The 13,271-nt window shown below is 56.8% G+C and carries 12 protein-coding genes; 8 read left to right on the forward strand and 4 right to left on the reverse strand.

The annotated features are described in order from the left end of the window. Positions 1-116: 116 nt before the first annotated feature. Entirely contained in the window at positions 117-680 is a 564-nt protein-coding gene (smrA, locus tag CSK29544_RS15885; RefSeq protein ID WP_004385862.1) for a DNA endonuclease SmrA, read from the reverse strand. A gap of 599 nt (positions 681-1,279) precedes the next feature. On the opposite strand from smrA, the gene ogt reads away from it, so the two are divergent. The 3 genes from ogt to uspE all read left to right on the forward strand — a co-directional run bounded on the left by ogt (position 1,280) and on the right by uspE (position 3,818). Continuing rightward, positions 1,280-1,795: a methylated-DNA--[protein]-cysteine S-methyltransferase gene (gene ogt, locus CSK29544_RS15890; protein WP_007890909.1), complete on the forward strand. Its 516-nt coding sequence runs from the start codon at positions 1,280-1,282 to the stop codon at positions 1,793-1,795. A 177-nt stretch (positions 1,796-1,972) separates the two neighbouring features. Then, positions 1,973-2,725, forward strand: coding sequence for a fumarate/nitrate reduction transcriptional regulator Fnr (fnr, locus tag CSK29544_RS15895; RefSeq protein WP_004385865.1), 753 nt, complete (start codon positions 1,973-1,975; stop codon positions 2,723-2,725). A 136-nt stretch (positions 2,726-2,861) separates the two neighbouring features. Beyond that, positions 2,862-3,818, forward strand: a complete 957-nt coding sequence (uspE, locus tag CSK29544_RS15900) for a universal stress protein UspE (protein ID WP_007793150.1) — start codon at positions 2,862-2,864, stop codon at positions 3,816-3,818. 115 nt (positions 3,819-3,933) lie between these two features. Here uspE and pntB read toward each other — a convergent pair whose 3' ends face one another. Next, positions 3,934-5,322, reverse strand: coding sequence for a Re/Si-specific NAD(P)(+) transhydrogenase subunit beta (pntB, locus tag CSK29544_RS15905; protein WP_004385867.1), 1,389 nt, complete (start codon positions 5,320-5,322; stop codon positions 3,934-3,936). 10 nt (positions 5,323-5,332) lie between these two features. After that, entirely contained in the window at positions 5,333-6,868 is a 1,536-nt protein-coding gene (gene pntA, locus CSK29544_RS15910; RefSeq protein ID WP_007890902.1) for a Re/Si-specific NAD(P)(+) transhydrogenase subunit alpha, read from the reverse strand. A gap of 525 nt (positions 6,869-7,393) precedes the next feature. Between pntA and ydgH the strand changes: the two genes are divergently transcribed. The 4 genes from ydgH to rstA all read left to right on the forward strand — a co-directional run bounded on the left by ydgH (position 7,394) and on the right by rstA (position 11,464). Next, positions 7,394-8,338 carry a DUF1471 family protein YdgH gene (ydgH, locus tag CSK29544_RS15915; protein WP_029039403.1) on the forward strand — a complete coding sequence of 315 codons (945 nt, stop codon included), beginning with the start codon at positions 7,394-7,396 and terminating at the stop codon, positions 8,336-8,338. Between the two features lie 184 nt (positions 8,339-8,522). Further along, positions 8,523-9,905: an amino acid permease gene (locus CSK29544_RS15920; RefSeq protein ID WP_007890896.1), complete on the forward strand. Its 1,383-nt coding sequence runs from the start codon at positions 8,523-8,525 to the stop codon at positions 9,903-9,905. A gap of 29 nt (positions 9,906-9,934) precedes the next feature. Continuing rightward, a complete protein-coding gene (gene folM / locus CSK29544_RS15925) occupies positions 9,935-10,657 on the forward strand; it encodes a dihydromonapterin reductase (protein WP_007890893.1) in 723 nt (240 codons plus the stop codon). A gap of 75 nt (positions 10,658-10,732) precedes the next feature. Further along, complete coding sequence (rstA, locus tag CSK29544_RS15930) at positions 10,733-11,464, forward strand: two-component system response regulator RstA (protein WP_007867540.1); 732 nt, start codon at positions 10,733-10,735, stop codon at positions 11,462-11,464. A gap of 35 nt (positions 11,465-11,499) precedes the next feature. On the opposite strand, the gene CSK29544_RS15935 is transcribed toward rstA, so the two are convergent. Continuing rightward, positions 11,500-12,252, reverse strand: a complete 753-nt coding sequence (locus CSK29544_RS15935) for an SDR family NAD(P)-dependent oxidoreductase (RefSeq protein WP_007890890.1) — start codon at positions 12,250-12,252, stop codon at positions 11,500-11,502. A gap of 110 nt (positions 12,253-12,362) precedes the next feature. Between CSK29544_RS15935 and CSK29544_RS15940 the strand changes: the two genes are divergently transcribed. Further along, positions 12,363-13,268 (forward strand): LysR family transcriptional regulator, encoded by a 906-nt coding sequence (locus tag CSK29544_RS15940; RefSeq protein ID WP_007890888.1) that lies wholly within the window; start codon positions 12,363-12,365, stop codon positions 13,266-13,268. Positions 13,269-13,271: the final 3 nt, after the last annotated feature.

Raw genomic sequence — 13,271 nt, forward strand, 5'->3', positions numbered from 1 at the left:
TTTCATATGAAACCTTCAGGGTACAGCGATGCGTCTCTGTTTAAAGATAGCGGAACCGCAGCGCGGCAGGTGGAAGGTGTGATGAAGAGCAACCGGGCGACTTCGCCCGGTGCGGATTAGCGGCTGCGTTTGGCGTGGCGCTCCCAGTTCTCCTGCTTCGCCTCAGCGGATTTTTTCAGCGCCACATAGCAGGCTCCACCGCCGCCGTGGTGGGCGAGCGCGGTGCAAAACGCCTGCACGTCATCAAGCTCGGTCAGCCAGCGCGCCAGATAGCTGCGAATGACATTGGCGTGGGAGTTATCTTCACGGCCCTTGCCGTGGATGATAAGCAGATTACGCAACCCGTCGCGTTTCGCCTGGTGGATGAACGCAAAGAGCCTCTGGCGGCACTGCTCCACCGGCTGGCGAAGGAGGTTGAGGCTCGCCTGCTGGGGATATTTACCGAGCCGCAGTTTGTCCAGCACGCCCTGCTGGAGCCCCTCGCGGCGAAACTCCAGCGGCTCATCGCGCGGAATGAGATCCAGAAAACCGGTGGTTAGCGGGTTGTCGAGTTGTAAGGTGTCGACTCGCGGCACGAGACGTGGCGCTTTCGGTTTCAGGCACGGCGCGACGTTGGCGTTTTTCAGGGGTTTGACATCTTCCATGGCGTCAAGAAAGAGTGATTTGTCGTCAGGGTTCACGGTCAATCCTCCGGGACTTCGTCAGGGCGCACACTATAGCCTCCCTTTCAGAATGGCTCAATGTGTGGCGCTGTGCGCACTATTTTCTGTCGTGATTTTTCATCCAGAGATAGCGAAACGATAAACGACAAAGAATACGGCAGGCTTTTCGCGCTGCGGTGATGAACATTGCCTGGCGGGATCACATTATTCAGTTTCGCTAATCGTTGGTGTTAAACATATGTGAATGAAATCACCCCTTCGCTGTGACAATATGCGTTTCAATTGCTATAAATTCTTTATCCGCATGTTAAGGAATAATAATCGCGGTAACAAAGCCTGGACGCGCTGCTGTGTGTACTGTGGGGCCTGAATATGATGTCTTCAGGCTCTATTTTTTTATTTTCCAGAAAAAAGAGAGGCCGCTTTCTTTTTTCCGGAAATGTGGCGGCTTAGCGAAAAGGTTTTTTACTTTCCGGTCCAGAATGACATCAGCACGCCGTTTACCGGCTGCTTCGGGCAAGGGAATGCCCGCTATTCCCCCTTCTCCGCTCCCCCTGTGGCGGTATGGCGAGCCGCTGAGCGCCATGCTATGTTGACGCCTCAAAAGGAGACCGCGAATGCTGACATTACTGGAAGATAAAATCGAGACGCCGTTAGGCCCGCTGTGGGTTATCGCTGATGAACAGTCGCGCCTGCGCGCGGTGGAATGGGAAGAACACAGCGATCGTATGGAGCAATTGCTTGCCATTCATTACCGTCAGGAAGGCTTTCGCCGCGTGGGTTGCCTCAACCCCGGCGGGCTTTCAGACGCGCTTCGCGCGTGGTTTGCAGGCGATCTCGCGGTGATTGATTCACTGCCGACCGCCACGGCTGGCACGCCGTTTCAGCGTGAAGTCTGGCAGATGCTGCGCACCATTCCATGCGGCCAGGTGATGCATTATGGCGAGATGGCAGAGCGCTTAGGACGTCCGGGCGCGGCACGCGCGGTGGGTGCCGCGAACGGCTCGAACCCCATTAGCATTGTGGTGCCATGCCATCGCGTTATCGGCCGTAACGGCACATTAACCGGCTATGCGGGTGGCGTGGCGCGCAAGGAGTGGTTATTGCGTCATGAAGGTTATTTGCTGATTTAATTCACACTGTAAAATAATATTTTCTGGAATTTATTAAATACGCCGTAATTCAGATGGATGGCAGTAAACGTCAGATTTAGACCAAGATCTTTTCTTTGTTTGCGCATTAGCCGGATTTACCTGTACGGTCAAAATATGTTAAAATTGACTAATATCAATTAAGGCTTGAGCGAACTTATGATCCCGGAAAAGCGAATTATACGACGCATTCAGTCTGGCGGTTGTGCCATCCATTGCCAGGATTGCAGTATCAGCCAGTTGTGTATCCCTTTTACCCTGAATGAGCATGAGCTTGATCAGCTCGATAATATTATCGAGCGCAAAAAGCCCATCCAGAAAGGGCAAACGCTCTTTAAAGCGGGCGATGAATTAAAATCGCTGTACGCTATCCGCTCCGGCACGATCAAGAGCTACACCATCACCGAACAGGGCGACGAGCAGATCACCGGCTTTCACCTGGCAGGCGATCTGGTGGGTTTTGATGCTATCGGCACCGCGCATCACCCAAGCTTCGCTCAGGCGCTGGAAACCTCTATGGTCTGCGAAATCCCGTTCGAGACGTTAGACGATCTCTCCGGCAAAATGCCGAGCCTGCGCCAGCAGATGATGCGCCTGATGAGCGGCGAGATCAAAGGCGACCAGGATATGATCCTGTTGCTGTCGAAAAAGAACGCCGAGGAGCGCCTCGCGGCCTTTATCTATAACCTGTCGCGCCGTTTCGCCGAACGTGGTTTCTCCCCGCGCGAATTCCGTCTGACGATGACCCGTGGCGATATCGGCAACTATCTCGGTCTGACCGTGGAAACCATTAGTCGTCTGCTCGGTCGTTTCCAGAAGAGCGGCATGCTGGCGGTAAAAGGCAAATATATCACTATCGAAAACCATGAAATCCTGGCAGAACTGGCCGGACAATCCCGCAACGTGGCATAAGTTTTTCCTCTCCCGCCGGATCGTTAAATTTTCGTGATTTATTGATCCGGCTGGGAATTCTCTCCTGTTTCATTCACACCATATGGGTTACTCTTAAATGACAAACTGTGGGTAAGCAGTTGTAAGGAGACCCTGTATGGCAAGGTATCAAAACATGCTGGTGGCCATCGACCCCAATCAGGATGACCAACCGGCTTTACGGCGAGCAGTTTATCTACATCAGCGAATCGGCGGGCGCATTAAAGCCTTTCTCCCGATTTATGACTTTTCCTACGAAATGACCACTCTGCTCTCTCCTGATGAGCGCACCGCCATGCGTCAGGGCGTTATCAGCCAGCGCACCGCGTGGATACGCGAGCAGGCTAAATATTATTTAGAAGCGGGCGTGCCCATTGATATTAAAGTGGTCTGGCATAACCGCCCCTTCGAAGCCATCATTCAGGAAGTGATCAGCGGCGGTCACGATCTGCTGCTGAAAATGGCGCACCAGCACGACCGTCTGGAATCGGTGATTTTCACGCCGACCGACTGGCACCTGCTGCGTAAATGCCCCTGCCCGGTCTGGATGGTGAAAGACCAGCCATGGCCGGAAGGCGGTAAAGCCGTGGTGGCGGTCAATCTCGCGAGCGAAGAACCTTACCACACGGGCCTGAACGAAAAGCTGGTGCGTGAAACGCTGCACCTGGCCGAACAGGTTAACCATACCGAAGTGCATCTGGTGGGCGCTTATCCGGCAACGCCGATTAACATCGCCATTGAACTCCCCGATTTTGACCCGAGCGTTTACAACGACGCCATTCGCGGCCAGCATCTGCTGGCGATGAAAGCTCTGCGCCAGAAATTCGGCATCGGCGAGCGCGTCACGCATGTTGAAAAAGGGCTGCCGGAAGAAGTGATCCCGGATTTGGCTGAGCATTTACAGGCCGGGATTGTGGTGCTGGGCACCATCGGGCGCACCGGGATTTCTGCGGCGTTTCTCGGCAACACTGCCGAGCAGGTGATTGATCATCTGCGCTGCGATCTGCTGGTGATTAAGCCGGACGATTTCCAGAGCACCGTGGAGCTCGATGATGAAGAGGACGATGACGACTGAGGTCTCATCTTGCCAGAAGAAAACCCGCCGCCCGGCGGGTTTTTTATTGCCACAACGCACCCAACAGGCGAAAAAAAACCGCCAGCGGGCTGGCGGCTTTAGAGATACACGCGAATTACAGCGCTTTCAGAATGGCGTCGACGCTCGCTTTGGCATCGCCAAACAGCATCTGCGTGTTCTCTTTAAAGAACAGCGGATTCTGCACGCCGGCATAACCGGTGTTCATGGAGCGTTTGAAGACCACCACGTTCTGCGCCTTCCACACTTCCAGCACCGGCATACCCGCGATGGGGCTTTTTGGATCGTCCTGCGCCGCCGGGTTGACGGTGTCGTTCGCGCCAATCACCAGCACCGTGTCCGTATCGCTGAAATCATCGTTGATCTCATCCATCTCCAGCACGATGTCATAAGGCACTTTCGCCTCGGCCAGCAGCACGTTCATATGACCTGGCAGACGCCCCGCCACCGGGTGAATACCGAAACGCACCTTGATGCCGCGCGCGCGCAGTTTCTCGGTGATTTCCGCCACCGGATACTGCGCCTGCGCTACCGCCATACCGTAGCCCGGCGTGATAATGACGGACGTCGAGTTTTTCAGCATTTCTGCCGTCTCTTCCGCCGTGATTTCGCGGTGCTCGCCCACTTCGTCGCTCTCACCGGTCGAGGAGCCGTCGGTGCCGAAGCCTCCGGCAATCACGCTGATAAACGAACGGTTCATCGCCTTACACATAATGTACGAGAGAATCGCACCCGAAGAACCCACCAGCGCGCCGGTAACGATCAGCAGATCGTTACTTAGCATAAAACCCGCCGCGGCCGCCGCCCAGCCGGAGTAGGAGTTCAGCATGGAAACCACCACCGGCATATCCGCGCCGCCGATAGACGCCACAAGATGCCAGCCAAACGCCAGCGCGATAATCGTCATGACAAACAGCGCAAAGCCCTGCGTGCCGGCGCTCTCTGTCTGCACGAAAATCAGCAGCAGAATGAAGGAGACCACCAGCGCCGCCAGGTTCAGCTTGTGGCGGTTCGGCAGCATCAGCGGTTTAGAGGAGATCTTGCCGCGCAGCTTGCCAAACGCCACCACCGAGCCGGTGAACGTTACCGCACCGATGAAAATGCCGAGAAACACTTCGGTCAGATGAATATTGACCAGCACCGGCGCGAGGCCCGGCTCGTGGTGCAGGTAGCTGTTAAAGCCCACCAGCACCGCCGCGAGGCCGACAAAGCTGTGCAGAATAGCGACCAGCTCCGGCATTTCGGTCATTTCGACACGTTTAGCAAGGCGAATACCGATAGCCCCACCGATCGCCATCGCGATGATTATCCAGCCCACGTTACTGGCGTATGGCCCAAAAATGGTGGCGATCAGCGCAATCGCCATCCCCGCGATGCCGAACAGGTTGCCCTGCCGTGACGTCTCGTGCTTTGAAAGCCCCGCCAGGCTGAAAATAAAGAGAATTGCGGCGACGATGTACGCAGCCGTAACTAATCCTCCAGACATAACTTACCCCTTAGTTCTTCCGGAACATTTTCAGCATGCGCTGAGTGACGGTGAAACCACCAAAAATATTGATGCTGGCGATGAGGATAGCGATAAAGCTGAAGAAGCTAATCCAGCCGCCATCGCCAATCTGCAACAGCGCGCCGACGACGATAATTCCTGAAATTGCATTCGTTACCGACATCAGTGGCGTATGCAGCGCATGGGAGACGTTCCAGACGACGTAATAGCCGACCACGCAGGCGAGTGCGAAGACGGTGAAGTGGCCGAGGAACTCTTTCGGGGCGACATTCGCCAGCCAGCCGAACAGAATAATGGCGAGCGCAATCAGCGCATATTTACGCCACGGCGAGGCAGGCGCAGGCGGTTCGACCGGCGCGGCCTGCGGTTTTGCGCTGGCAGCGGCCTGCGGCTGTGCGGAAACCTGAATCGGCGGTGCAGGCCATGTGACTTCCCCTTCGCGGATCACCGTCACGCCGCGCACCACAACATCGTCAAAATCAACGGTCACCGCGCCGTCTTTCTCCTTGCACAGCAACTTCAGGAGGTTAACCAGGTTGGTGCCGTAGAGCTGTGACGACTGCGTCGGCAGGCGGCCCGGCAGATCGGTATAACCAATCACTTTCACGCCGTTGGCGGTGACGAAAATCTCATTCGGCACGGTGTATTCACAGTTGCCGCCGTTTTGCGCCGCGAGATCGACAATCACGCTGCCCGGCTGCATGGAATCGACCATTTCACGGGTAATGAGCTTTGGTGCCGGTTTGCCCGGGATCAGCGCCGTGGTGACGATGATATCCACCTCTTTCGCCTGCGCGGCGAATAGCGCCATTTCGGCTTTGATAAAAGCGTCAGACATCACTTTGGCGTAGCCGTCGCCGCTGCCCGCTTCTTCTTTGAAATCGAGCTCCAGGAATTCGGCGCCCATGCTCTGCACCTGCTCTTTCACTTCCGGGCGGGTGTCGAACGCACGCACGATAGCGCCGAGGCTGTTGGCGGCACCGATAGCGGCGAGGCCCGCGACGCCTGCGCCAATCACCATCACTTTCGCAGGCGGCACTTTACCGGCGGCGGTGATCTGCCCGGTAAAGAAGCGGCCAAACTCATGGGCGGCTTCGACAATCGCGCGGTAACCGGCGATGTTCGCCATCGAGCTTAAGGCATCCAGAGACTGCGCGCGGGAGATACGCGGCACGGAATCCATCGCCATGACAGTGACATTTTTCGCAGCCAGTTTTTCCAGCAGTTGCGGATTCTGGGCAGGCCAGATAAAGCTAATCAGCGTCGTGCCGGGACGCAGCCGCTCGATTTCATCGTCCTGCGGCGCGTTGACCTTAAGAATAACCTCTGATTCCCAGACCCCGGCGGTATCCACCACGCTTGCGCCTGCGGCGATAAACGCCTCGTCATCGAAACTCGCCAGTTTGCCGGCATCGCGCTCCACCGCGACGCTGAAACCGAGCTTCAGCAGCTGTTCCACCGTTTTTGGGGTCGCCGCGACGCGGGTTTCCAGCGCGACCCGCTCTTTTGGTACACCAATACGCATAGTATTCCCTTCCATCGATTTTTAAGATGGTCTGTCACTCGCTTAGCAGACGAAAACGCCCGGCGAAAAAGCGCGGTGCCGTGGTGTTCGCCATCCATATCGTTGTCACAAACTTTCTATAACCTACTGAATTACACGTCTTCGATCCACCGTCCGGGACAACTATTTAACGGTTAATGGGTGAAAGTGTAGCGTCGTTGCGGTCTGACAGGGATTTTTGCTTAAAAACCGCGTTCAGCCGCTACGTTTACGCGCTTTAAGAGGCAGAAAAAACGATTCTGCGCCACAGAAGCAGGCCGGTTTAACAAGGATTTAACTTAAAAAGTCATAAGCTTTATCAATTTTAATGGTCAGAGGAGGATTTTCACCATTCATAACCTGAAGTTATTTTTAATCCGCAAGCGGTAGCATAAGGTGTGAAAAATGGCGCAGACATCCGGCACCTTTCAATGCAATAATCAACGACTAACCATTTCACACAGGCTGTATCAGTACCTGTTTTGCGCAAGGCGAAGGACTATTTTTATGAAGCTCAAGCATACCCTTCTGGCGACCGCCCTGTTTTCCGCGGCCTCGCTGTCAGCTCAGGCGGCGACAGAGTTAACGCCGGAACAAGCCGCGGCGCTGAAACCATTTGACCGTATTGTGATTACGGGTCGTTTCAATGCCATTAACGAAGCGGCCACCGCCGTTTCCCGTCGCGCAGACGCTATGGGCGCGGCGTCATATTACATTCAGGACACCAGCGACACCGGTAACAGCGGCAACTGGCGTGTGGTGGCCGATGTCTACCGTGAAAACGCGCCGAAAGCCGATGCGCCGAAAAACCGCGTTATTAACGGTGTGGTTGAGCTGCCAAAAGATCAGGCTATCGCGCTTGAGCCTTATGACACCGTGACCGTGCAGGGCTTCTATCGCAGCCAGCCGGAAGTGAACGACGCCATCACCAAAGCGGCGAAAGCCAAAGGCGCGGCCTCTTTCTGGATTGTGCGCCAGGTCGACACCAACCAGGGCGGCAACCAGCGTATTACCGCGTTTATCTATAAAGAAGATGCTAAAAAACGCGTACTGCAAAGCCCTGACGCTATCCCGGCAGATTCCGAAGCAGGCCGCGCGGCGCTCGCCAAAGGCGGCGAAGAAGCCAAAAAAGTGGAAATTCCGGGTGTCGCCACGACCGCCTCACCAAGCAGTGATGTTGGCCGTTTCTTTGAAACCCAGGAATCGAAAGGCGGACGTTACACTGTCACCCTGCCGGACGGAACTAAAGTGGAAGAAGTAAACAAAATCACCGCCGCTCAGATGGTGCCTTTCGACAGCGTGAAGTTTACCGGCCACTACAGCAGTATGACCGATATCTCTTACAACGTGGCGAAACGTGCCGCGAAGAAAGGGGCTAAGTACTATCACATCACCCGTCAGTGGGAAGAGCGCGGCGGCAACATGACCATCAGCGCCGACCTCTACAAGTAAGACAGATTCTCAAAACCAAGCGGCTACGGCCGCTTTTTTTGTTTTTCCGCTACATTTTGTGTACGCCGCATTGCAAGCGAGCTTCGCACTCCGTAAAATCCCGCGCCTTAGTGCGATCCACCATTTTTATGCGCTCTGGCACAATAATTATTCTGGATCTTTCCTTTTGCTAAACAGGTTGTCTATGGAAAAGAAGCTGGGCCTCGCCGCGTTAACCGCGCTTGTTTTAAGTTCCATGCTGGGTGCCGGGGTTTTTAGTCTGCCGCAGAATATGGCCGAGGTGGCGAGTCCCGCGGCGTTGCTGATTGGCTGGGGAATTACCGGTGCCGGGATCCTGCTTTTAGCGCTGGCGATGCTGTTTTTAACGCGGCTGCGCCCTGACCTCGACGGCGGCATCTTCACTTACGCCCGCGAAGGGTTCGGTGAACTGATTGGCTTCTGCTCCGCCTGGGGTTACTGGCTGTGCGCCGTGATCGCCAACGTCTCGTATCTCGTTATCGTCTTCTCCGCGCTGAGCTTCTTTACCGACACGCCGCAGCTGCGCCTGTTTGGCGACGGCAACACCTGGCAGGCGATCGTCGGCGCGTCGGTGCTGCTGTGGGTGGTGCATTTTCTGGTGCTGCGCGGCGTGCAGACCGCCGCGAGCATTAATCTCGCCGCGACGCTCGCCAAACTCCTGCCGCTCGGCCTGTTTGTGGTGCTGGCGATTATCGCGTTCCGCCTGCCGACCTTTACGCTGGATTTCACCGGCGTCGATCTCGGCGTACCCGTCTGGGAGCAGGTGAAAAACACCATGCTGATTACGCTGTGGGTGTTTATCGGCGTTGAAGGCGCGGTGGTCGTCTCGGCCCGCGCGCGGCAGAAAAAAGATGTCGGCCTGGCTACGCTTCTCGCCGTGCTCGCGGCGCTCGCGGTCTATCTGCTGGTCACACTACTGTCGCTCGGCGTGCTGGCACGCCCGGAACTGGCGCAGATGCGTAACCCATCAATGGCGGGCCTGATGGTGCAAATGATGGGGCCATGGGGCGAAGTGATCATCGCCGCCGGGCTGATTGTCTCGGTGTGCGGCGCGTACCTGAGCTGGACCATTATGGCGGCCGAAGTGCCGCTGCTGGCCGCGCAGTATAAAGCGTTCCCGCGCCTCTTCGCCCGCCAGAATGCGCGTAACGCGCCGTCGGCCTCGCTGTGGCTGACAAACGCCAGCGTGCAAATCTGTCTGGTGCTTATTTGGGCGACCGGCTCGGATTACAACACCCTGCTGACCATCGCCTCAGAGATGATTCTGGTGCCCTATTTCCTGGTCGGCGCTTACCTGCTCAAAATCGCAAAGCGTCCTTTACATCAGGCGATTGCTGTCGGGGCGTGCATTTATGGCCTATGGTTGCTGTATGCCTCAGGCCCGATGCATCTGCTGTTGTCCGTTGTCCTGTACGCGCCTGGGGTGGTGTTTTTCCTCTATGCGCGCCGTACCCATGTGGATAACGTTGCGCTGAAAGGTCAGGAGAAAATCGTCATCGGCCTGTTGCTGATTGCCGCCCTGCCGGCGACCTGGATGCTGGTGCGCTAATCTCCTGCCGCTAACGCTTAAGGAGAGTTGTGGTGAAAAAACTGGATAAACCCATTGTTATCACCGGCGCGGGCCGCCGTATCGGCCTTGCGCTGGCGCACCATTTCCTGGCGCAGCATCATGATGTGATTGTCAGTTACCGCACCCGTTACCCGGCGATTGACGTGCTGGAAGAGGCAGGCGCGGTGTGCATCGAAGCCGATTTCTGCCATGACGAGGGCATTCTGGCGTTTGCCGACGCCGTAAAATCGCGCACCACGCATATTCGCGCGCTGTTACATAACGCCAGCACCTGGCAGGATGAAAGCCCGCCTGTGCCGCCCGCTGATGTGCTGAACGCCATGCTGCAAATTCACGTTCACGCGCCCTATCTCCTGAACTTTGCCCTGGAGCCGTTGATGCGCGGCCAGGGCCACGCCGCCTGCGATATTATTCACTTTACCGATTATGTCGTGGAGCGCGGCAGCGCGAAGTATATCGCCTATGCCGCCAGCAAAGCGGCGCTCGATAATCTCACCCGTTCGTTTGCCCGTAAGCTTGCGCCGGAGGTGAAAGTTAACGCCATTGCCCCGTCGCAAATCCTCTTTAACGAACATGACGACCCGGAATACCGGCAGAAGGCGCTGAACAAATCGCTGATGAAAATCGCGCCCGGCGAAAAAGAGATTATCGACCTGGTGGATTATCTCCTCACCAGCCGCTATGTGACGGGCCACAGCTATCCGGTGAACGGCGGCCGCCCGTTGCGTTAATCGGTTGAGCTGCCGTTGCTGGCGCGTTGCGTCTGCCCGGTGTATCTTGGTGTTTTTACCGCAACGCAGAAGCCTATGAGCAAGATCGTTTTTGTTGAAGATGACCCGGAAGTCGGCGAGCTTATCGCCGCCTATCTGGGCCGCCATGATATTGATGTGATTGTCGAAAGCCGCGGCGATCGCGCTGAGGCGGTCATTGAGCGCGAGAACCCGGATCTGGTGCTGCTGGATATTATGCTGCCAGGCAAAGACGGCATGACGCTGTGCCGCGATTTGCGCGCCCGCTGGCAGGGGCCGGTGGTGCTGTTGACCTCACTCGACAGCGATATGAACCATATTCTGTCGCTTGAAATGGGTGCCAGCGATTACATTCTCAAAACCACGCCGCCTGCGGTGCTGCTGGCGCGTCTGCGTCTGCACCTGCGCCAGCATATGGCTGCCGCGCCCGTGACCGCAGCGGATAACACGCCAACGCGGCAACCGCACAAGGCGCTGCGTTTCGGTACGCTATGCATCGACCCGCTCAACCGCCAGGTCACGCTGCTGGGTGAGCAGATAGCGCTCTCAACCGCGGATTTTGACTTACTCTGGGAGCTTGCGACCCACGCCGGGCAGATTATGGATCGCGACGCGCTGTTAAAAAACCTGCGCGGCGTAACCTACGACGGGCTGGATCGCAGCGTAGACGTGGCAATTTCAAGACTGCGCAAAAAGCTCAACGACAGCGCGACCGAGCCTTATCGCATCAAGACGGTGCGCAACAAAGGGTATCTGTTTGCGCCGCACGCCTGGGAAAGCGAGGCGTAATGTATCGCGCCGCGCAATACGCGCGGCGCTGCCCCTTATATCTGCACCATCCCTCCATCAACAAACAGCTCGACGCCATTCACAAAACTCGCCTCGTCAGACGCCAGGAACAGCACCGCGCGGGCGATCTCCTCCGGTTTGCCGACGCGCCCGAGCGGGATCTGCGCGGTGAGTTCGTTTTTAACGTCTTCCGCCTGCTCGCCTCCGCCAAAGAGTTCATTGAGCCCTGCCGTGTTGACCGGCCCGGGGCTGATGGCGTTCACGCGAATATGACGGTCTTTTAAATCGAGGATCCAGTTGCGCGCAAAACTGCGCACCGCCGCTTTGCTTGCCGCGTAAACGCTGAACGCTGGCGTGCCGCTGGAGCCAGCGGTAGAGGCGTTCAGCACCACGGCGGCACCGTCACGCAGCAGCGGCAGCGCCTTCTGCACCGTAAACAGTACGCCTTTCACGTTAGTGTCGAAGGTATCGTGATAATGCGCTTCGGAAATCGCGCCGAGAGGGGCAAGCTCCCCGCCGCCTGCGTTGGCGAAGAGCACATCGATATGGCTGTGGCGCTGCTGCACCGCTTCATACAGACGATCGATATCCGCAAGCTGGCTTATGTCGCCACGCACACCAGTGACGTTGTCACCTATTTGTTGTAATGCCGCATCCAGCGCCGCCTGCCGACGCCCGGTAATAAACACATGCGCGCCTTCGTCGGCAAACGCTTTAGCGGTAGCAAGGCCAATGCCGCTGGTGCCGCCGGTCACGATAACCACTTTATTGCTGAAACGTGCGTTCATAGTTTTATCCTCATGAATGTGACTGTTTGTCATGGGCTGAGAATAAGCGCTTCCCATCGGGCTGTGGACCAGGACAAAATGGCACCCTGCGTTCTGTCTGAGGAACGATAATGCAACACGATCTAAACGACTATTTTTACTATGCCGAAGTGGTGAGCCACGGCGGTTTCGCTGCCGCCAGCCGGGCGCTGAAACAGCCAAAATCGAAGCTCAGCCGCCGCGTGGCCGGGCTTGAGGCGCAGCTCGGCGTGCGGCTCATTGAGCGCTCCAGCCGCCGTTTTCGCGTCACCGATATCGGCCAGGCGTTTTATGACCAGTGCCGCGCGATGCTGCTGGAGGCGGAAAAAGCGCAGGCGGTGATTGCCCAGGCGCGCAAGGAGCCGCAGGGCATGGTGCGTTTTAGTTGTCCGACGGGTATGGTCGAAATTATCCAGGCCATGCTGCCTGCGTTTATGCACCGCTACCCGCAGGTGAATTTGCAAATTATCGCCATTGACCGCCCTGTCGATTTAATCGAAGAGCGCGTGGATGTGGCGCTGCGGGTGCGTACCGAGCTTACCAGCGACGCCGAGTTGATTATGCGCACACTGGGCACGTCAAACCGCATCCTGGTCGCGAGCCCGCAGCTTGCCAGTAAACTTAACGGGGCTATTGATACCCTCGCCTGCCATCCGACGCTTGGCACCAGCGACGAGCCCGGCGAAATCAGCTGGGCACTGGAACATGAACAGGGAAAGCGCTGTCTTATCCGCCATCAGCCGCGGTTCAGCTGTAGCGATTTTACGGCTGTCCGCATGGCCGCTATCGCGGGGCTGGGGATTGCGCTGCTGCCGGATCATGTCTGCGCGAAAGCGCTGAAAACCGGCGATCTGGTGCATGTTTATCGCGGCTGGCAGGGCCAGCGCGGAATTGTGCATCTGGTGTTTACCACGCGTCGCGGTCTGCCGCCCGCGGTCAGAGCGTTTATCGATCATCTGGCCGCGCACTTTCCGCGTACCACTTCGGCTATCCAGTAACCG

Source organism: Cronobacter sakazakii, assembly GCF_000982825.1.
In the GTDB taxonomy this organism is placed as follows: domain Bacteria; phylum Pseudomonadota; class Gammaproteobacteria; order Enterobacterales; family Enterobacteriaceae; genus Cronobacter; species Cronobacter sakazakii.